This is a genomic window from Candidatus Pelagibacter sp. FZCC0015 (assembly GCF_007833635.1).
GTDB lineage: Bacteria > Pseudomonadota > Alphaproteobacteria > Pelagibacterales > Pelagibacteraceae > Pelagibacter.
Window position 1 is genome coordinate 793696 of sequence record NZ_CP031125.1, and the last position, 21135, is coordinate 814830.

Below are 21135 nucleotides of genomic sequence, written 5' to 3' on the forward strand. Positions count from 1 at the left end.
CGTAGTAGAATTTATTTATATTTCAATGAGCATAATATCAGACAGTTTAAAGAAGATTAAACCATCGCCTACTATTGCTGTTACTCAAAAAGCAAGAGAATTAAAAGCTGCTGGAAAAGATGTTATTGGATTAGGCGCAGGGGAACCAGATTTTGATACTCCAGATAACATTAAGCAAGCAGCTATAAAAGCTATTAACGATGGTGATACAAAATACACGGCAGTAGATGGTACTCCAGCATTGAAAAAAGCGATTGTAGAAAAATTTAAAAAAGAAAATAATTTAGATTATACAACTGATCAAATTACAGTTGGTGCTGGTGGTAAGCATGTAATTTATAATGCAATGATGGCCACATTAAACGAAGGTGATGAAGTTATAGTTCCTGCTCCTTATTGGGTTTCTTACCCAGATATGGTTTTATTAGCTGGAGGAAAACCAGTGATAATGGAATGTGATGAAAAACAAGGTTTTAAAATAAATCCAATTGATCTTGAAAAATTTATAACTCCAAAAACTAAATGGATTATTCTTAATTCTCCTTCAAACCCAACTGGAGCATGTTATTCAGAGCAAGATATCAAAGCAATCGCAGCTATCTTAGAAAAACATAATCATGTGTATATTTTGAGCGATGATATTTATGAGCACGTGACTTATGAAGGTTTTAAATTTTTTACAATTGCTCAAATTAATAGTTTAAAAGATAGAGTGCTTACAATGAATGGTGTAAGTAAAGCTTACTCAATGACAGGCTGGAGAATAGGGTATGCAGCTGGTCCAAAAGACATTGTTAAAGCTATTGCTAAAATTCAATCACAATCAACAACTAATCCTTCTTCCATTAGCCAAGCCGCTGCAGTTGAGGCACTAAGTGGAACACAAGACTTTATAAAGAAAAGAGCAAACTCTTTTCAGGAGAGAAGAGATTTTGTGGTTAATGCTTTAAATGCAATAGATGGAATTGAATGCCTAAATCCAGATGGAGCGTTTTATGTTTTCCCAAGTTGCAAAGGTTTAATGGGCAAAAAAGATCCTAATGGTAATGAAATTAAATCTGATACTGATTTTGTTCAATCATTATTAGAGAATAGTGGGATCGCTGTAGTCCAAGGCTCTGCATTTGGTTTGGAAGGTTTTTTTAGAATTTCATATGCAACTTCAATGGAAAATTTAAAAAAAGCAATGGATAAAATATCTATTTTTTGTAAATCCTTAAATTAATGAAAACAGCCCTAGTGTTTGGTTCATCGGGTTTAGTTGGTGGGCATCTTGTTAATCAACTTATCCTGAATTCAAACTACTCAAAAATAAAGATTTTTGTTCGTTCAAAAATAGAACCTATTAATCCAAAAATTGAAATTATTGATACTAATTTTAATGATTTAGAAAAGTATAGAAATGATATTAAAGGTGAAGACTGTTTTTTTTGTATTGGTACAACAAGAAAAAATTCACCTAATAAAAATGAATATGAAAGAGTTGAACTCAATATTCCTACACAAATTGCCCAAATTGCTAAATCAAATTCAATTAAATCATTTTTTTTCGTTTCATCTGGTTATGCAGATCCAAAAAGTTCAGGTGATTATTTAAAATTCAAAGGATTAGTTGAACAAGAAATTAAAAATCAAAATTTTGATAAAATTGGGATCATGAGACCATCTTTTTTATTGGGAAATAGAAAAGAAAAAAGAATAGGTGAAAAATTTGGTATAATATTATTTAAATTGTTAACTCCAATATTAGTTGGGCCTTTAAGAAAAATGAGACCAATTAGGGCAGAAATAGTCGCCAAAGCAATGGTAAAGTTGGCAAATGAAAATATTAATCAAAGTATATTTGAATCAAATGAGATTGCTGAATTAGTGAGATAGGAATTTTTCAGCTTCTAATGCTGCCATACAACCCATTCCTGCAGCTGTAACGGCTTGTCTAAATGTTTTGTCTTTTACATCTCCCGCAGCATAAACTCCAGGAATATTTGTTTCAGTAGAATCTGGTTTAGTAATTAAATACCCCTCATTATCCATCTTAAGTTGATCTTTGAATAGTGAAGTTGCTGGATCATGTCCAATAGCTATAAACAATCCATCTAGTTTTAATTCTTCAGTTTTATCTGTTTTTAAATTTTTAATTTTAATGCCTTTAACATTTTTAGGTTCTTGATCTCCCAATACGTCTTCAACAACAGAGTCCCAAATAATTTCAATTTTTTTATTTTCCATTAATTTTTTTTGAAGCATTTTTTCAGCTCTCAAACTATCTCTTCTATGAATTAATTTAACTTTGGATGCAAACTTTGTAAGGAACATCGCTTCTTCAACAGCTGCGTTACCTCCTCCAACAACAGCAACCTCTTTATCTTTAAAGAAAAAACCATCACAAGTAGCACACGCAGAAACACCAAATCCTCTATATTCTTGTTCAGATTTCAGATTTAACCATCTAGCCTGAGCTCCTGTAGAAATAATTATGCTATCAGCAGTATATTTTTGCCCACTATCGCCTATAGCCTCAAACGGAGTAGATTTTAAATTTACCGAACCAATATGATCTTCAATCATTTCAGTTCCAACTGCTTTTGCTTGTTCTTTCATTTGATCCATCAACCATGGACCTTGAATAACTTCAGCAAATCCTGGAAAATTTTCAACATCAGTAGTTGTTGTTAATTGTCCACCAGGTTCAGAACCATAAACTAAAATTGGATTTAACATCGCTCGAGCCGCATAAACTGCTGCTGTGTATCCGGCAGGACCAGATCCAATTATTAACACTTTTGTGTGTTTAGTTGGATTTTGACTCATATGAAAGCTATATAGTGATTAATGTCTAAATTAAAAGGATTATTATTAACTCAAGGAATGCATGGCATGATAAGCCAGGTTGAGGGTTTAGCAAAAGCTTTAGATATTGATTTTACACACCATAAGGTTGAACTAAATAATTTTTGGAAAATTCTTCCACCAAAATTAACTCCAATATCACAAAATGTTTATAAAAAAATAAACGAGTCTGATTTTGATGTAATTATTTCATGTGGAAGAAAAAGCGTGATTCCCTCAATCCACTTAAAAACTATTTCAAAAAAAAAAGTTTTAAATATTCATATTCAAGATCCAAAGGTGGATTTTAATCATTTTGATTTTATTGTTGCTCCCGAACATGACGGGATAAATGGTGCAAATGTAATTAAAACAAAAGGTGCAATTCACTATTTAACGGAAAATGAAATTGAAGAAAATAGAAGTTATTTAAATTCATATATCAAAAAGGATAATAGAAAAGTTTGGTGTTTGATAATGGGTGGTCCTACAAAATATTATGACTACTCAACAAAAAACATGAAGCACATCTTTTCAATTTTCTACAAATTGTTGAAAAAACATGATTTTCAACTTGTGGTCATACCTTCAATGAGAACACCGTTAAGTACTATACATTATGCAAAAGAGTTTTTTGGAGAAAATCACACTGTGATTATGAATGTTGATAAAAAAGCTTATCTTTCAGCTTTAGCTATTTCGGAAAATATAGTTGTTACTTGTGACTCTAGCTCAATGATATCGGAAGCTGCTTTAACTGGAAAACCAATTTATGTTGCTAATATTTTACCAAAAAGAAAAGATGTTAGATTTCAGAATTTTAGAAATTTATTTAGAGAATTAAATATTACTAGAAACTTAGGTGAAGAAATTGAAAATTGGAACTATCAAAAATTAGATGAAACGAATAGAGTAGCAAAAATTATTAAAGAAAAAATACAATCATAATGTCATTTTTAAATTCAATTAAAAATAATTCAAAAGAACATAATTTCCCTTTTAATCACTGGGAGTATAGTGATGCTTTGTCCGAAGGAGCAATTGATGAAATTGTTAAAGCCGACATTCCTGATGTTAGTAAACATAATCTTAATTATGATGGAACAAGAGCAATAGATGGTGGAGCTGCAGAATTTAGAAAAGGTATAGCTTCAGGTGGACAAGCAATAAAGTTTAGATGTTTTATTAATAAAGAAAACTCATCTCAATTTCCAAATTTAGTAAAATTTATAAATGAACTTCAGTCTAAAGAAACATATGAAACAATTTCTAAAATGATTAATAAAGATTTATCAAATTCCTATGTTAGGGTTGAGGTTATATGCGACCGAGAGGGTTTTTGGTTAAAACCTCATTGTGATATAAAAGAAAAACTTATGTCAGGCTTAATATTTGTTAATAAAACAAATGAGTCTGAAGATTTAGGAACTGATTTTTACAATGCAAAATTAGAAAAGGTTAAGACACTTCCTTACAAACATAATTATGGTTATCTTTTTACCAGTGGACCAAACACTTGGCATGGGATGGAGAAGAAAAAGATCGTTAAAGAAAGACGATGTATTCAAGTAAACTATGTTACCTTTGAAACTGATTGGAAAGTAAATTCTTAAACGTCCTGAAGAGAAGTCACTTCTAATTTTTTTGTTTTTAGAGATCTTATCGCCTCTAAGCATGCCTGAGCAGTGGACATATTAGTGCAATAAGGAACTTTATTCTTAAGCGTTGCTCTTCTTAAAGCTATTGCGTCACTTAATCGATGTTCACTGTTTCCGCCCCCGGTATTTATCACCAATGCAATTTTTTTAGAGTCCAAAACATCTACTATATGTGGTGAACCTGTGCTTACTTTATTTATAATTTTACATTTCATGCCATGTTTTCGAATATATTCTGCGGTTCCTCTGGTTGCGCATAATGTAAACTTAAGTTTAAGAAGTTCTTTTGCTAAATCAATTCCCTCATCTTTGTGACTATCTTTAAGAGAAATAAAAGCTAATCCTTTTTTTGGTAATGAGTTAGCTGCTGCGATCTGACTTTTGGCAAAAGCCATTCCAAAATTTTTATCAAATCCCATAACTTCTCCAGTGGACTTCATTTCAGGTCCTAACAATAAGTCACTGTTTGGAAATTTATTAAATGGGAATACTGCCTCTTTAACTGCATACATACCTTTAGATTTATCTTTTAAATTGAACCTAGATAACTTTTCACCAGCCATTACTCTTGATGCAATTTTAGCTAGAGGCAATCCTTTTGCTTTTGATACAAAAGGTACTGTTCGACTTGCTCTTGGATTAACTTCGATCACATAAATTTCATCTTTTTTAATTGCAAACTGTATATTCATGAAACCTTTAACATTTAAAGCTATCGCTAATTTTTTAGTTTGATTTTCTATTTCTTTTAGAAGGTATGGTTTAATTGATACAGGGGGTAGGCTACATGCCGAGTCTCCTGAATGAATTCCAGCTTCTTCGATATGTTGCATAATACCTGCAACGTGAACTTGTTTTCCATCTGATATAGCATCTACATCTACTTCCATTGCATGATCAATAAACTTATCAATCAAAATTGGATTATCTTCTGCAGCTTTAAACGCTTCTTCAACAAATTTTTTAAGCTGATTTTTTTCATGAACAATTTCCATTGCTCTTCCACCAAGAACATAAGATGGTCTTACCATTAATGGTAATCCAATTTTATCTGCAATTTTTATTGCTTGATTAAATGTTTTTGCAATCCCACTCTCAGCCTGTTTGAGTTTTAGTTTATTTAATAAATTTCTAAATCGGTCTCTATCCTCTGCTAAATCGATAGAAGTATATTGTGTTCCTAAAATTGGAAGTTTATTGTCATGTAAAAATTTAGCAAGTTTAATTGGAGTTTGACCACCAAACTGAGCTATCACTCCTATTAGGTTTCCTTTTTCTTGTTCTTTTTTAATTATGTTAAAAACGTATTCTTCTTTTAAAGGTTCAAAGTATAATCGATCACTCGTATCATAGTCTGTTGATACTGTTTCAGGGTTACAATTAACCATTATTGTCTCAAAACCCGCATCTTTTAAAGAAAAACTAGCCTGACAACAACAATAATCAAATTCAATTCCTTGACCAATTCTATTTGGTCCTCCTCCAAGAATAATTATTTTTTTCTTATTAGATGGATCAGCTTCACATTCTGAGTTTATTGAAAAATTTCTTTGATAAGTTGAATACATATAAGGCGTAAACGATTTGAATTCAGCCGCACAAGTATCTACTTTTTTATAAACTGGAAGAATTTTTAGCGCCGATCTTTTTCTTCTAACAACGTCTTCAGAAGTTTTAGTCAATTCCGAAAGTTTTTTATCTGAAAACCCTATTGATTTTATTCTATTAAATTCTGCAAAATCTTTAGGAAGTCCCTTGGTTTTGATCTGTGTTTCGCAATCAACTATTTCTTTAATTTGCTCTAAAAACCAAGGATCAATTTTGGATAAATTATATATTTTCTTTAAGTCTATTTTTTTTCTAATTGCTTCCGCAACTAGTAATATCTTATTTGGAATAGTTTCTTTAAGCTTCTTTTCAATTTGTTTTTTATTTAATTCAAAAATTCTGTCTAAACCTGAAAAACCAGTTTCAAGTGATACCAACGCTTTTTGGAGAGACTCCTTAAAGTTTCTTCCTATTGCCATTGCCTCTCCTACAGATTTCATGGATGTTCCTAAAGTTGCAGGAGAAGTTGAAAATTTTTCAAACGTAAATCTTGGAATTTTAGTCACCACATAATCTATACTTGGTTCAAATGATGCAGGAGTAACTTTAGTTATCTCATTTTTTAATTCATCCAGAGTATAACCAACTGCTAATTTTGCAGCCACTTTTGCGATAGGAAATCCAGTTGCTTTTGATGCAAGTGCTGATGATCTTGATACACGTGGATTCATTTCAATGACAACCATTCGACCATTTTTAGGATTGATAGCAAACTGAACATTTGATCCTCCTGTTTCAACTCCAATTTTTCTTAAACATGCAATAGATGCATTTCTCATTACTTGATATTCTTTATCTGTAAGTGTAAGAGCCGGTGCAATTGTTACCGAGTCACCCGTATGAATTCCCATTGGATCTATATTTTCAATCGAGCAAATGATGATACAGTTATCTTTCTTGTCTCTTACAACCTCCATTTCAAATTCTTTCCAGCCCTCTAAACATTCCTCTACAAGAACTTGGCTTACTGGAGACTCATGCAATCCATTTTTAACAATTTTTAAATAATCTTTTTTAGTTTTAGCTATTCCCCCGCCAAGTCCACCAAGTGTAAAAGCAGGTCTTATAATTGCAGGTAAACCAATTTTTTTTAATACTTTTGATGCTTGATTATTATTATTTACGATTTCTGATTTTGGTAAATCTAAACCAATATCTATCATATTTTTTCTAAATTTCTTTCTATCCTCGGCATTGGAAATTGCTTTAGAATTTGCTCCTATCAACTCAATTTTGTATTTTTTTAGAACTCCTTTTTTCTCTGCTTCCATTGCAAGGTTAAGTGCAGTTTGTCCCCCCATTGTTGGAAGAATTGCATCGGGTTTTTCTTTCTTTAGAATTTTTTCTAATACATCTAGTGTAATTGGTTCAATATAAGTTTTATCCGCAACATCTGGATCTGTCATAATTGTTGCTGGATTTGAATTTATTAAGACTACTTTATAACCCTCATCTTTAAGAGCTTTACATGCTTGTGTCCCTGAATAATCAAATTCACATGCTTGTCCTATAATTATTGGACCAGCTCCTACAACCAATATTTTTTTAAGATCTTTTCTTTTTGGCATTTTTTTTCATGTTGTTAATAAATTCTTGAAACAAATAAACACTATCTTGAGGTCCCGGATTAGATTCTGGATGATATTGAACTGAAAAGACTGGTTTGTTTTTTAGTTTAATACCTTCAATACTATTATCAAATAAAGATTTATGTGTGACTTCAATATTTTTTGGTAATGTTTCTTTAACTACTTCAAAACCATGGTTTTGACTTGTTATTTCTACATTGTCATGAATTAAATTTTTAACAGGGTGATTTGCTCCTCTATGACCAAGTTTCATTTTTTTTGTTTTGCCACCCAATGCTAATGCTAAAATTTGATGACCTAAACATATACCAAAAATTGGTAAATTTTTTTTAATCAGATCTTTAATAATTTCTATAGCATATTTCCCTGTTGCAGCTGGATCACCAGGACCATTTGATAAAAATATTCCATTTGGTTTTAAAGCTAAAATTTTGTGGGCACTAGTTTTACAGGAGACAACTGTAACTTTACAGTTGAAGTCAGAGAAATATCTTAAAATGTTTTTTTTAATTCCATAATCAATTGCAACAACATGAAATGAGTTCTTATTATTTTTTTTATATCCAAGTTCTTTTTTCCATGTTTTAAGACCTTTCCAAATATAATTTTTCTGGGTTGAAACTAACTCTGCAAGATCAAGATTTTTTAATCCACTCCATTTTATTGTGGAGTTTGTCAATTTATTAATATTAAATTTTCCTTTTTTTGAATAACTAATAGTACCTTTGGGTGCGCCCTTGTCTCTTATAAAGTTTGTTAGGCTTCTGGTGTCTAAGCCAGTAATTCCAACAATTTTATTTTTCTTTAGCCAAGTATCTAAATGTAGGAATGATCTATAATTTGAAGGTGAGGTTATTTCAGAATTAAGTATCACTCCTCTTGTCCATATTTTATCAGATTCATGATCTTCTTTATTGGTTCCAACATTTCCAATATGGGGAAAGGTAAAGTTAATAATTTGACCTGCATATGATGGGTCAGAGATAATTTCTTGATAGCCTGTTAATGATGTATTAAAGCAAACTTCGCCTGTGGCTTCTCCCTGGTAACCAATTCCAATTCCTTTGAATACCTTTTTATTTTCGAGAACTAAAACGCCTGTATTGATTTGAGATTTTATTTTTGAGTTAGTTTTTTTTGATTTTTTGTTCAATTACAACTCATGAGTTAAAGGTTAATACAATAATTGCTTTATTATCGCAACAGAGATGTAATATAAAATTGTAAAAATACAATTTTTCTTTTGAAGAATTTTTTCTTTAAAGTAGATTAAAAATTATGTCATTAAAACAGACCATCGAAAACGAATATAAAAATGCATTAAAATCTAAAGATAAAAATAAAATATCAACCTATAGGTTAATATTATCTTCTATTAAGGATTTGGACATTGTTAACAGATCAGGCCCTAACAAAAAGGAAACTGATGATGAAGACATTAAGAAACTTTTAAAAAAAATGGTTAAGCAACGAACCGAATCAATCGATATTTATAAAAAAAATAATAGAACAGATCTTTTAGAGGTTGAGCAAAATGAATATGATATTTTAACAAGTTTTCTACCAAAGCAGCTTAGTGAAGAGGAAACTAGGAAAATTTGTGCAGATGTTATTTCTAAAATTGGAGCAAATTCATTAAAAGATATGGGAAAAGTTATGGGCGAACTTAAAAAAACTCATGCAGATGAAATTGATTTTTCTAAAGCAGGATCAATGATCAAAGAATTGTTGAGCAAATAATGAAATACCCAAAAGAGTATCTTGATGAAATTAAAAATAGGTTGAAAGTTTCAACGGTAGTATCAAAGAGTGTTTCTTTAAAAAAAAGAGGTAAAGAATATGTAGGTTTATCACCTTTCAAAAATGAAAAAACACCCTCATTTACAGTAAATGATGAAAAAGAATTTTATCATTGTTTTGCAACCTCAGAACATGGCAACATTTTTGATTTTGTGATGAAAACTCAAAATTTAAAATTTGGAGAGGCAGTTAAATACTTAGCTCAACTGGCAGGGATGCAGCCATATATGTTTTCACAACAAGATGAAGAAAGAGAAAAAAAGTGGAATGAGTATAAATCCATATTTAGTAATTATGTTGAATTTTATCACAATGAACTTTTAAAAAATGAAAATTATTCAATTGCTAGAGATTATTTAAAAAATAGATCACTAGGTAAAGATGAAGTTAAAAAGTTTAAGATAGGATACATAGAAAAAAATTCAAATTTTTTCGAAAAAATAAAACAAGATTATAGTGAACAAACTTTAGTCGAGACTGGTTTATTCTATTTAGATGAGAAAAAAAAAATTTATATCGAAAGATTTAGAGGTCGATTAATATTTCCAATCAAAAATATTTCAGGTCAACCAATAGCTTTAGGTGGAAGAATAATTGAAAATTTAGACTATTTAGCAAAATATATAAATTCGCCTGAAACAAATTTTTTTAAAAAAGGATCAAATTTATATAATTTAGATTTAGCAAGAAAACTTTCAAATAAAATTGATCATATCTATCTGGTTGAAGGATACATGGATGTTGTAGGTCTTAGTAAAAATGGAATTGATAATGTAGTAGCAAATCTTGGTACGTCTTTAACCGACAAACAAATTTTAATTTTAAACCAATTCTTTGATGATATCGTAATTTGTTTTGATGGTGATGAAAGTGGATATAAGGCTGCAGTTAGAGCTGCTGAAAATTCAATAAAAGAACTGAAACCTGAAAAACAAATTTCATTTTTATTTCTGCCAGATAAAGAAGATCCAGATAGCTATGTAAATAAAAATGGTAAGGCTAATTTTGTTGATTTTACAAAGCAGAACAAATTATCTATTCATCAATTTATTTTTAGTCATTACAAAAAACAAACTAAAAACAATCCATCATCGATGGCTATTTTTGAGAAAAAACTTAGAGGAATTTCAGATACAATAAAAGATGATTTTATAAAAAAGTATGTTTTGGAATACTTTTTAGAAAAAATTGCTGAGCTAACACCACATACCAATCAAAATAATAAAAGATTTTATACAAAGAGAACAAAATCTTTAGAAAGTACAAAAAAATATTTTCAAGAAAGCCAGTCTTTGACTGGAGTCGAATTAAAAGAGTTTTCTTTATTATATCTGGTCATAAATAAATTAGATTTGTTGCAAGCCAATATTCATTTGATCGAAAATATTAAATTATTTACCGAGTTTAATAAAAAAATATTTGAAATGATTATTAAAAAATTAAAATCTGGTTCACAAATAACAACCCAAGATCTTGACTTAGATGTTCAATTAATTGAAAAAATAAACAAATTTGCTCCAATCAAACATATCCTAAAAAAACAATCTGATGACGATCAAAAAATAATTGAATTATTAGAGGACATCTCTAGAGATTTGATGAATTACGATCTTGAGTTCAGAATCCAGGAATTAGAATCGAAGTTTTCTGTGGATATGAGCGAGTCCACATTTAATGAGTTAAAAGAGCTCAAAAAAAAGCAGAATCTCAATTAAACTGACAAAATTATTAATAGATTTTTATTTAATTGACATTATATAAGACCTCTAAACTCAAATTATCGTGGAAAGAATTATTACAAAATCATTTGCTAGACTTATGGGTAGAGGAACTCATAGAGGTTTTATTACTTATGAAGAGTTAAGTAAATCTCTTGGCAAAAGAAATTTATCTGATGAAAATCTGTCTCAAGCTTTTATTCATATTTTAAATGAAAATATTACATTAGTTGAAAAAAAATCTGATTTTAAAGTTCTTAGAAAAAAAGAAAATTCAAATAAAGAAGAGGGTAAGACAATTGAAAAAAGTGACGACCCTATACGAATGTATCTAAGAGAAATGGGTGGAGTTGAATTACTTTCAAGAGAAGGTGAAATTGCAATTGCTAAAAGAATAGAGGCCGGTAAAGATGTAATGCTTATAGCACTTTCTCAAAGTCCAATTACAGCTCAACAATTTTTTGAATGGAATGAACAATTACAAAAAGATGAGATACTTGTTAGAGAAATAATTGATATTGATACAAACTATATGGAAGATGAAACTACAGGTCCAAGTGCTAAACAAAAAAATTCAGGTGAAACAGAAAAGGATGAGAGTGCCTCAGATGATGATGATTTTAACCCTACACTTGCTGCAATGGAAACTGAAATCAAACCAAAAGTATTAAAAACAGTAAGCACACTCACTAAAGAATACTCAAAACTTATAAAGTATCAAAAAGAAAAATTAGAATGTGTTTTAAATTCACAAAATTTTTCAACTGCAAAAGAAAAAGGATATCAAAAAATTGTAAATGATATTCTTGAAAATATTAAATCACTTCAATTATCTCCATCAGTTTTAGAAGATCTTGTTCAAAAACATTATGTAGAAAATAAAAAAATAATTTCATTAGAAGGAAATTTGTTAAGGCTAGCAATAGATCATAATATTCAAAGGAATGAGTTTATTAAATTTTATGTTGGAAATGAAATTAATCCAAATTTAAAAAAATTTTTAGACACAAATTCAATTTGGAAACAGTTTTTTAATAAAAATAAAGACGAATTTAAAAATATTAGAGATAGATTAATTGAAATTAGCTACAAACTCGGGGTTTCAGTTACAGATTTTAAAAAGCTTGTAAGTAGAATCCAAAAAGGTGAAAAAGAGTCAAGAATTGCAAAAAAAGAAATGGTTGAAGCTAACCTAAGATTAGTGATTTCAATTGCAAAAAAATACACAAATAGAGGTCTTCAATTTCTAGACTTAATACAAGAAGGCAATATAGGATTGATGAAAGCAGTAGACAAGTTTGAATATAGAAGAGGATATAAATTTTCTACTTATGCAACATGGTGGATTAGACAAGCAATAACAAGATCAATTGCAGATCAGGCAAGAACTATACGTATTCCAGTTCATATGATTGAAACAATAAATAAAATTGTTAGAACCCAGAGATTAATTTTAAGTGAATTTGGTAGGGAAGCGACACCTGAGGAATTAGCTAAAAAACTTAGAATGCCGCTGGATAAAGTTAGAAAAGTTCTAAAAATATCTAAAGAACCTGTATCTTTAGAAAAGCCAGTTGGAGATGAAGAAGATAGTAGTTTAGGTGATTTCATAGAGGACACGAAAGCTTTAGCACCGTTAGAACAGGCAATTAAGTCAAATCTTGGAGAGGCAACAACAAAAATTTTATCTACACTTACACCAAGAGAGGAAAGAGTTTTGAGAATGAGATTTGGTGTTGGAATGAATACAGATCATACATTAGAAGAAGTTGGTTTACAGTTTTCAGTTACTAGGGAAAGAATTAGACAAATTGAAGCTAAAGCTCTTAGAAAATTGAAACATCCTAGTAGATCAAAACAATTGAAAAGTTTCTTGGAAAGTTAATACTGGGCCGTTAGCTCAATAGTAGAGTACTGCATTGACATTGCAGGGGTAGTTGGAGCGTAACCAACACGGCCCACCAAAATTACTTTATCTTTAATTGATAACTTAGTAAAAATGATATAACTAACAAGAAGTTTGGGCCTGTAGCTCAGTTGGTTAGAGCAGTACACTCATAATGTATTGGTCCCAGGTTCGAGTCCTGGCGGGCCCACCAAATCCAGTAAAATTAACGTTTAGGAATTTTGAATTTTTAATATTTTAATTTTTAGAAAATTTTTCTAAAGTATCAAAAAGAGCATTTATGTCTCCATCATTAGAATTTAAAATAGAAGCGAATTCTTCTTTTTGGGTTCTTGCTAAACTAAGGCCTTCTATAATCAAATCTCTGATTAATGGATTATCAGGATTTTTTGTATAAATTCTCCAATCAATTTTTATTTCTGGTCTTTCATTAGTTGCAATTAATATGCTATTAACAATAGTATAATTTTTATTTAATACTTCTTTTCCATTTACTTCAATTTTTGGATTAGTATACTCAGACAGTCTGCTTGAAAAACTTTTTAAAAAATAACTTTCAAATAAATCAAAGAATATTTTTTTCTGATCTTCATCTAAATTTTTTCTTGCTGAACCAAGTGAATAAAATCCAACGCCTCTAATATCAACTGTTTCTTTTGCGATTGATTTTAGCTCATCAATTTTTTGTTCTTTTGAAATATTCTTTGATAGAATTTGGGACGCTCTATTTACTGTTGATTGAACAAATACATCAGGCTCAATTGAATAAACAAAACTATGGTGTAGCGAGATAAATAATACAATTAATAGAATTTTTTTTATATTATTCATTTTTTTATATAAATTTTAGCTATTTGTTATCTATTTCTTCCCAGTCGTTTTCATCTTTATAAAGAACTTCAATATTTCCTCTTTGATTGTTATTTATTTTATTTTCTCTATCTTGTAGATATAAACTTTTAACTGAGGCATAAAAATCGATTGAATTTGTCTCAAGGTTTTCAAATGATTCAATATTGTTTGCTCTAAAATCGATTCCGCTTAAAGCTTTAGAGGTTAAATAAAGACGCTCACTTAAAAACTCATTGTTACCATGTGTTGAAGCATTGTACCATGGGTCTCCACCTAACACATTGGCAAAAGATCCCGCTGTATCTCTTAAGGTTGATGGTCCTAATACTGGAAGAACCAAGTAACAACCTGAACCTACACCCCAAACAGCTAATGTCTGACCATAATCCTCTTTTTCATATTTTGGAAAACCCATTTTGTTTGCAACATCAATAGTACCAAGTACTCCTATAGTTGTGTTTACAGCAAGTCTGGCAGTATTAATTATTGCTGTCTTTATATCACCCTGAAGCAAGTTATTAGGTATTGTAATTAGGGCAGAAAGGTTTTTAACAGCATTGCTCGTGCCTTTTTGGATCGGGTCCGGTAAATTTTTGTATCCTTTTGCAATTGGTTTAATTACAGTTTTATCAAGACCTTGATTAAATGCAAAAGTAGCCCTGTTTAACTTTTCAAAACAATCATTTATTTTTTCTGGCTCTGATGCTTTCAACGCTAAGTCACCGTCAGAACCAGCATTTGCGTTGAATGCAAAAAAAGTTAGAAGTATTGTTATTACTAATTTTTTATACATATTAAATTATATATTATATTAAATAATTTTGTAAAATAACATTTAAATAAAAATGATGTCTAGAAAGTGTTTATAAATGGTCTAAATTTATACAAAAATTTAGTATGTATACAACCTTGAATTACTCACCAAACTTTGAACCAAAAAAAAGAAAATTATCAGACATAAAGTTTATAATTTTTCATTACACAGGAATGAGAAGTGAAAAAAGTGCAATAAATAAATTAACCAACAAGAACTCAAAAGTAAGCTGTCATTATTTTATCAAAAATAATGGTGAAGTTTTAACTTTAGTTCCTGATTTGTATACTTCTTGGCACGCAGGTATTTCATCTTGGAAAAAGTTTAAATTTTTAAATAATAATTCTATTGGTATTGAAATTAATAACCCAGGTCACAACTATAAATATAAAAAATTTTCAAAAAAACAAATTAATTCAGTTTTAAAATTAAGTAAATTTTTGATTAAAAAATATAAAATTAAATCTACTTGTATTTTAGGTCACTCAGATATTGCACCTAGTAGAAAAAAAGATCCAGGTGAAAAATTTCCTTGGAAATATTTATCTGAAAATAAAATTGGTTATTGGCATAATTTAAATCAAGATATTATTTTAAAGAAAAGAAATATTAATTTAGAAAAGAAAGAAAAACTAAAATTTGTTCATAATTTATATAAAATTGGATATTCAAAAAATTACAAATTATCAGATAGAAAACATTTAAAATTAATCACAACAGCCTTTCAAAGAAGATTTAGACAGCAATTGGTTAACGGCATTATTGATCTTGAATGCTTATTAATAAGCAACAATATCGTAAAAAAAATTAAATTTTCTTGAAATTTTTATAATTCTAAATAAATTAACACTGCCAGATAAACGACTTATCGCTTTAAATTTTTTTAAAGAGGAAAGTCCGGGCTCTACAAGGACACAGTGCCAGGTAACACCTGGCGGGGGAAACCCTAGGGACAGTGCCACAGAAAATAAACCGCCATAACATGGCAAGGGTGAAAAGGTGTGGTAAGAGCACACCGGTTCTATTGGTAACAATGAACGCTGGAAAACCCCACTGGGAGCAAGACTAAGTAGAGATGACATTGTTGAAAAACTAAAAGCCGTCCTTGGCTAGTCATCAGGGTTAGTTGCTTGAGCTTAAGAGTGATCTTAAGTCTAGACAAATGATAGGTTTAAATGACTGAACCCGGCTTATAGTTTATCTGGCACTTCAAATTAAAATCACTTTAAGTTTCTAAGTTTGAGCTCATTTTATATGTACAAGTGGCTATTTTATTTATTACTAAAACAATAATAGCACTAAAATATTAGGTGTTGACGTCTGGTTGTAAAACCCATAATATCCCATAAATTCCCATTTATATGGGAATAAAGGAAATTATGTTTTATGTTTTTATCAACATACGAAAACAAATTAGACAAAAAAGGGAGAGTATCTGTGCCTGCTAGTTTTAGGTCACATTTATCCAACTTAGGATACAATGGTGTTATATGTTATCCATCATTTAATAACTCATCTATAGAAGCATGCTCCCAAGATAGAATTGAAAAAATTTCTTCAGCAATTGATTCCTTAAATCCCTTTGAAGAAAAAAGAGATTACTTTGCAACATCAATATTATCAGAAAGTATAAATTTACAATTTGATAGTGAGGGCAGAATTTTACTTTCATCAAAATTATTAAAACATGCAAAAATAAAAAATAGCATGTTGTTTGTTGGTCAAGGCCAAACATTTCAAATATGGGAACCAACAGCATTTGAAAAATTTAAGATAACAGCGAGGAAAAAAGCAAATATTAATCGTGGTAATCTTAAATGGGAGCTTCAACATAACAAACAATAGGGGATAAAAGATGACAATTAATTTTAAAGCACCAGAGATAAAAGAGCTACAGCCACGATTACTAGTCTTAGGAGTTGGTGGGGCTGGCGGAAATGCAATTAATGAAATGATAGAAAATAATCTACAAGGAGTAGAGTTTATTGCAGTAAATACTGATGCTCAAGATTTGAAGCTTAGTAAAGCAAAAACAAGAATTCAAATTGGATTAAATTTAACAAAAGGTTTAGGAGCTGGTGCAAAACTTGATATTGGACAAGCTGCAGCCGATGAGTCTTTAAATGAAATTGTAAATACACTTCAAGGTGCTAACATGGTTTTTATAGCAGCTGGTATGGGTGGCGGAACGGGCACTGGTGCTGCTCATGTCATCGCAAGAGCTGCTAAAGAATTAAACATATTGACAGTAGGTGTTGTGACTCTTCCATTTTTATATGAAGGCCCCTCTAGAATGAGAAGAGCACAACAAGGTTTAGAAGAGTTAAGAAAACATGTTGATACAATAATTGTTATTCCTAACCAAAACTTATTTAAAATAGCTAACGAACAGACAACTTTTGAAGAGTCATTTAACCTTTCAAATAATGTTTTGATGCATGGGGTTCAAAGTATAACTGATTTGATGGTTAGACCCGGTTTAATCAACTTAGATTTTGCTGATGTTGAAACTGTAATGGCAGCAATGGGTAAAGCTATGATGGGAACTGGAGAAGCTGAAGGAGAAGGTAGAGCTCTAAAAGCAGCTGAGATGGCAATTAGTAATCCTTTAATTGATGACTATACTTTAAAAGGTGCAAAAGGTTTATTAGTAAATATTACTGGTGGTAAAGATCTAAAACTTTTTGAAGTTGATGAAGCTGTAAATAAAGTAAGAGCAGAAGTTGATCCTGAAGCAGAATTAATTATTGGTGCAATTACTGATACAGAACTTGATGGAAAAATGAGAGTTTCAATTGTTGCAACCTCATTAGATGGTCAGCAACCTGAATCAAAATCTGTTGTAAACATGGTTCATCGAATTCAAAATCGTAATCCTGGTTACTCTGATTTTTCAAACATGGGATCATCTCAATCTTTTAATTTTTCAAATACAACAGCATCAAATCCAATTACACATGGTGCGAATGCCTTAAAGCTTGAAAATGAGGTAATCCAGGAACAACAAACTGAGAGTACTCATAATCAGATGATGAGTGAAGAAGTTGTCCTAAATAGCAGTATGGAAAGTGAAAGTATAGTTGAGGATAATTTAGTTAATGAAATGGAAAAATCGTTTGCTCAAGAGGCTATGGAAACACCCGATGAAGAAATTCAAGGCACCGATAGCAAGGAAGAAGCGTCTAATGATCTAAGAGAATTTGGAGTTGATTCTGATGCACCAGATTTATTTAGCTCAGAATCTGATAATTCAAGCCCTGAAGATTTATTGACTTCAGATGAAGAGAAAGAAGATGATCTTGAGATACCAGCATTCTTAAGAAGACAAAAAAATTAATGGTCTTCCAAGAGATAAATGGACGCCACCATAGTACCGAAAATGCAAAAGCATTATCCGGTACTGCTAAAAGAAATTATTAGCGTTATTTCCCCTCAACATGGTGGCACATTTATCGACTGTACTTTCGGTCAAGGTGGTTATTCCAAAAAAATTTTAGATTTTAAAAATACAAAAGTAATAGCTATTGATAGAGACATAGAGAGTGCAAAAATTGCTAATCAATTAAAAGAAAGCTTTGAAGATAGATTTATTTTTAAAAATATAAAATTTAGTCAATTAAGTAATTTAAAGCTCAAAAACGAAAACATAAGAGGAATAATTTTTGATCTTGGTTATTCTTATACTCAAATTAAAGACCCACAAAAAGGACTATCATTTGAAGCAGATGGCAAATTAAATATGCAGCTGGGTTTAAATAATTATTCAGCAGAAGACTCAATTAATAAACTTGATGAAAAAGAATTAGAAAAGATTTTTAAATTTTTTGGAGATGAAAAAGAAGCAAAATACATTGCACGAAATATTATAAAAGAGAGATTAAAAAATAAAATTGATACTAAAATTTTAGTTGAAATTATCGATAAATCAAAAAAAAGAAAAAACTTTAAAGTTCATAATGCGACCAAGGTTTTTCAGGCACTTAGAATATTTGTAAATAAAGAAATAAGTGAATTAATCTATGGCCTTGTTAATGCGACTAAAGTTTTAAAAAAAGGAGGTGTTTTAGGTGTGGTAACATTTCATTCTTTAGAGGATAAAATAGTAAAATATTTTTTTAAAAGTCTCTCTGAAAATAAAAGTATTTCACGATATAGCCCTGTTGTAAAACAAGCAGAAACATTATTTAATTTAATTCAAAAAAAACCAATAACTCCTTCAGTTGAAGAGGTAAATGAAAATCCACCATCTAGATCTGCTAAATTTAGATATGTAATAAAAAAGGATGATTTTTACAATTTTGATACTGATATAGAGGAGCAATTCAGAAATTATATTGAAATTGAAAATTACGGAGACAAACTGTGAAAAAGTTTGCTTTAGCAGTAGTGATTTTTTTTTTAGTTCTATCAACAGCAATAATAAAAAATACCACAAAACAGATTGAAGATGAAATATTTACGGCAAAAGAGAATATTAGAGTTTTAAAATCTGAATTTGAAAATGTATCTTTGGAGTATGATTATTTAAGTTCAGCAGAAAAATTACTTGAATATCAATCTCTATATTTTGAGAATGAGTTAATTCAAAAAAATATAAACGACATAAAAATCTATAATATTTCAGATGATATAAATAAAATCCAAAATTATAATATTATTAAAGAGTAATGGCTGATAATAAATCAAAATTAACCATCGAAGATTATAAAAGTGATTTTACATTCAAGAAAAAAGAAAATGGATTAAATATTCAATTTAATCGTGTCGCTTTTATTTTCTTTATTTTTTTTATTATCTATTCGATTTATACAATACATTTAATTCATTTAGGTTCTCGAAAGGATAATTCAGAAAAAGTATATAATATTCCTATATCTAAAAGCAAACTTTATCGTGCAGATATTACAGATATTAATGGAAATTATTTAGCTAAGACAGTTAAATCGATTGATATTGGTTTAAAAACTTCGGATATAATTAATGAAAAAAAATTACTTCTAAGTTTAAATATTATTTTTCCTGATAAAAATTTTGATGAAATTAAAAAAAAAATAAAAACTAAAAAATTTTTTTATTTAGAGAAGAAAATTTCAGAGGAAAATTATGAAAAAATAATGAAATTAGGGGACAAATCTTTAATCCCAGAAGAAAGAGTTTTAAGAATGTATCCACAAAAAAATCTTTTTAGTCATGTTTTAGGTCAGATAGATGATGATAACAATGGTATTTCTGGATTAGAAAAATCGTTAAATGATGAACTTAGAAAATCTAAAAAGTCAATTAAACTTACATTAGATAAAGATATTCAATTTTTAATTAGAAAAGAATTAATTAAATATCAGGAAATTTTTAAAAGCAAAGGTAGTGCAGCTATTTTAATGGATGTTAACAATGGCAATATTTTATCATTAGTTTCTTTGCCTGATTTCAATCCAAATGAAAGACAATATATTACTGATGTAAATTATATTAACAGAGTAACTAAAGGAACATATGAACTTGGGTCTGTATTTAAAGTTTTTACATTTGCAAATGCTCTTAATGAAAAATTAATAGAGCCGGAAACAGAATTTTTAAATTTACCAAAATCATTAAGTTGTTATGGTTTCCCAATAAGAGAATATGACAATAAAATTCCATCTAATTTAACTGCAGAGCAAATTTTAATTAGGTCAGGTAATATAGGGTCTGTTAGAATTGCACAAAAAATTGGTGCTGAAAAATTTAAAACTTTTTTAGAAAAAATAGGAGTCCTTAGTCAAATAACATTTGATATAGAGGAAGTTGCACCACAAAAAAACTACGAATTTAGCAAATGTAAATTAGCTACAGCATCTTATGGACATGGAATAGCAACTACAATCCTTCAGTTGGCAAAAGGATATGCAATTTTATCTAACGGTGGTTTTGAAATTAACCCAACCCTTATTAATAAAAATTTAGAAAAACATGCAAAAGGAACAAGGTTATTAAACAAAGGTGTTTCTGAGCAAGTAGTTTCGGCTTTAAGAAAAATAGTTAGCACTGAAGAGGGAACAGCAAAATTAGCAAATGTTCCTAATTATGAAATTGGAGGCAAAACAGGAACAGCAGATAAAGTTCTAGATGGAGTATATTCAGAAGGGAAAGTGAATACTTTCGCTTCAATTTTCCCAACTTCAAATCCAAAGTTTGTTTTTGTTGTAATGTTAGATGGTCCACAAAAATCTAAAGATTATTATTATAAATATAGACATCGAGACGGAGGTTGGAAGGGCACACTTTTTAATACTGCTGGATGGACTTCAGTAGAAGTAGCTGGAAAGGTGATAGATAAAATTGGGCCTATTTTAGCCACAAAATATATAGAGATTAATTAATA

18 protein-coding genes, 2 tRNA genes and 1 other RNA gene are annotated in these 21135 nt (G+C 29.7%); 16 read left to right on the forward strand and 5 right to left on the reverse strand.

Going from position 1 to position 21135, the window contains the following annotated elements; translation table 11 throughout:
- The first annotated feature begins 25 nt into the window (after window positions 1-25).
- Both DT059_RS04190 and DT059_RS04195 read left to right on the forward strand, forming a co-directional pair.
- The gene (locus tag DT059_RS04190; RefSeq protein ID WP_145597020.1) at window positions 26-1225 is read left to right on the forward strand and encodes a pyridoxal phosphate-dependent aminotransferase; all 1200 of its coding nucleotides are present in this window, start codon (window positions 26-28) and stop codon (window positions 1223-1225) included.
- On the forward strand, window positions 1225-1878 hold the full coding sequence (locus tag DT059_RS04195; RefSeq protein WP_145597022.1) for an NAD(P)H-binding protein: 654 nt from the start codon (window positions 1225-1227) through the stop codon (window positions 1876-1878). The genes DT059_RS04190 and DT059_RS04195 overlap by 1 nt, the downstream gene beginning before the upstream one ends.
- Here DT059_RS04195 and trxB read toward each other — a convergent pair.
- On the reverse strand, window positions 1867-2811 hold the full coding sequence (trxB, locus tag DT059_RS04200; protein ID WP_145597024.1) for a thioredoxin-disulfide reductase: 945 nt from the start codon (window positions 2809-2811) through the stop codon (window positions 1867-1869). The two genes, DT059_RS04195 and trxB, sit on opposite strands and share 12 nt — an antisense overlap.
- Window positions 2812-2832: 21 nt before the next feature.
- On the opposite strand from trxB, the gene DT059_RS04205 reads away from it, so the two are divergent.
- Together DT059_RS04205 and DT059_RS04210 are read left to right on the forward strand one after the other, a co-directional pair.
- The gene (locus DT059_RS04205) at window positions 2833-3777 is read left to right on the forward strand and encodes a mitochondrial fission ELM1 family protein (RefSeq protein ID WP_145597026.1); all 945 of its coding nucleotides are present in this window, start codon (window positions 2833-2835) and stop codon (window positions 3775-3777) included.
- Window positions 3777-4442 (forward strand): hypothetical protein, encoded by a 666-nt coding sequence (locus tag DT059_RS04210; RefSeq protein WP_145597028.1) that lies wholly within the window; start codon window positions 3777-3779, stop codon window positions 4440-4442. Before DT059_RS04205 ends, DT059_RS04210 begins: the two co-directional genes overlap by 1 nt.
- Here the strand turns inward: DT059_RS04210 and carB are convergent.
- Both carB and carA read right to left on the reverse strand, forming a co-directional pair.
- Window positions 4439-7663 carry a carbamoyl-phosphate synthase large subunit gene (gene carB / locus DT059_RS04215; RefSeq protein WP_145597030.1) on the reverse strand — a complete coding sequence of 1075 codons (3225 nt, stop codon included), beginning with the start codon at window positions 7661-7663 and terminating at the stop codon, window positions 4439-4441. The genes DT059_RS04210 and carB overlap by 4 nt on opposite strands.
- A complete protein-coding gene (gene carA / locus DT059_RS04220) occupies window positions 7641-8837 on the reverse strand; it encodes a glutamine-hydrolyzing carbamoyl-phosphate synthase small subunit (protein WP_145597032.1) in 1197 nt (398 codons plus the stop codon). Before carA ends, carB begins: the two co-directional genes overlap by 23 nt.
- Before the next feature lie 125 nt (window positions 8838-8962).
- On the opposite strand from carA, the gene DT059_RS04225 reads away from it, so the two are divergent.
- From DT059_RS04225 to DT059_RS04245, 5 genes are all read left to right on the forward strand, one after another.
- Entirely contained in the window at window positions 8963-9424 is a 462-nt protein-coding gene (locus tag DT059_RS04225) for a GatB/YqeY domain-containing protein (protein ID WP_145597034.1), read from the forward strand.
- Window positions 9424-11199: a DNA primase gene (gene dnaG, locus DT059_RS04230; protein ID WP_145597035.1), complete on the forward strand. Its 1776-nt coding sequence runs from the start codon at window positions 9424-9426 to the stop codon at window positions 11197-11199. Before DT059_RS04225 ends, dnaG begins: the two co-directional genes overlap by 1 nt.
- A 67-nt stretch (window positions 11200-11266) precedes the next feature.
- Complete coding sequence (gene rpoD / locus DT059_RS04235) at window positions 11267-13087, forward strand: RNA polymerase sigma factor RpoD (protein WP_145597037.1); 1821 nt, start codon at window positions 11267-11269, stop codon at window positions 13085-13087.
- Window positions 13088-13091: 4 nt separating this feature from the next.
- Window positions 13092-13166 (forward strand) — tRNA-Val (locus DT059_RS04240).
- A 58-nt stretch (window positions 13167-13224) separates the two neighbouring features.
- Window positions 13225-13301 (forward strand) — tRNA-Ile (locus tag DT059_RS04245).
- A 44-nt stretch (window positions 13302-13345) separates the two neighbouring features.
- Here the strand turns inward: DT059_RS04245 and DT059_RS04250 are convergent.
- Both DT059_RS04250 and DT059_RS04255 read right to left on the reverse strand, forming a co-directional pair.
- Entirely contained in the window at window positions 13346-13939 is a 594-nt protein-coding gene (locus DT059_RS04250) for an MlaC/ttg2D family ABC transporter substrate-binding protein (RefSeq protein WP_145597039.1), read from the reverse strand.
- A gap of 19 nt (window positions 13940-13958) precedes the next feature.
- Window positions 13959-14753 carry an MlaA family lipoprotein gene (locus DT059_RS04255; protein WP_145597042.1) on the reverse strand — a complete coding sequence of 265 codons (795 nt, stop codon included), beginning with the start codon at window positions 14751-14753 and terminating at the stop codon, window positions 13959-13961.
- Between the two features lie 104 nt (window positions 14754-14857).
- Here DT059_RS04255 and DT059_RS04260 point away from each other — a divergent pair, with 104 nt between their 5' ends.
- The 7 genes from DT059_RS04260 to DT059_RS04290 all read left to right on the forward strand — a co-directional run bounded on the left by DT059_RS04260 (window position 14858) and on the right by DT059_RS04290 (window position 21133).
- Window positions 14858-15595, forward strand: coding sequence for an N-acetylmuramoyl-L-alanine amidase (locus DT059_RS04260; RefSeq protein WP_145597044.1), 738 nt, complete (start codon window positions 14858-14860; stop codon window positions 15593-15595).
- Between the two features lie 31 nt (window positions 15596-15626).
- An RNA gene (gene rnpB / locus DT059_RS04265) (RNase P RNA component class A) lies at window positions 15627-15983 on the forward strand.
- 177 nt (window positions 15984-16160) lie between these two features.
- Window positions 16161-16619 (forward strand): division/cell wall cluster transcriptional repressor MraZ, encoded by a 459-nt coding sequence (mraZ, locus tag DT059_RS04270; RefSeq protein WP_145597046.1) that lies wholly within the window; start codon window positions 16161-16163, stop codon window positions 16617-16619.
- A gap of 10 nt (window positions 16620-16629) precedes the next feature.
- Window positions 16630-18111 carry a cell division protein FtsZ gene (ftsZ, locus tag DT059_RS04275; protein WP_145597048.1) on the forward strand — a complete coding sequence of 494 codons (1482 nt, stop codon included), beginning with the start codon at window positions 16630-16632 and terminating at the stop codon, window positions 18109-18111.
- An 18-nt stretch (window positions 18112-18129) separates the two neighbouring features.
- On the forward strand, window positions 18130-19140 hold the full coding sequence (gene rsmH, locus DT059_RS04280; protein WP_145597050.1) for a 16S rRNA (cytosine(1402)-N(4))-methyltransferase RsmH: 1011 nt from the start codon (window positions 18130-18132) through the stop codon (window positions 19138-19140).
- On the forward strand, window positions 19137-19442 hold the full coding sequence (locus DT059_RS04285; protein ID WP_145597052.1) for a cell division protein FtsL: 306 nt from the start codon (window positions 19137-19139) through the stop codon (window positions 19440-19442). The genes rsmH and DT059_RS04285 overlap by 4 nt, the downstream gene beginning before the upstream one ends.
- Window positions 19442-21133 carry a peptidoglycan D,D-transpeptidase FtsI family protein gene (locus tag DT059_RS04290; protein WP_145597054.1) on the forward strand — a complete coding sequence of 564 codons (1692 nt, stop codon included), beginning with the start codon at window positions 19442-19444 and terminating at the stop codon, window positions 21131-21133. The genes DT059_RS04285 and DT059_RS04290 overlap by 1 nt, the downstream gene beginning before the upstream one ends.
- Window positions 21134-21135 lie beyond the last annotated feature (2 nt).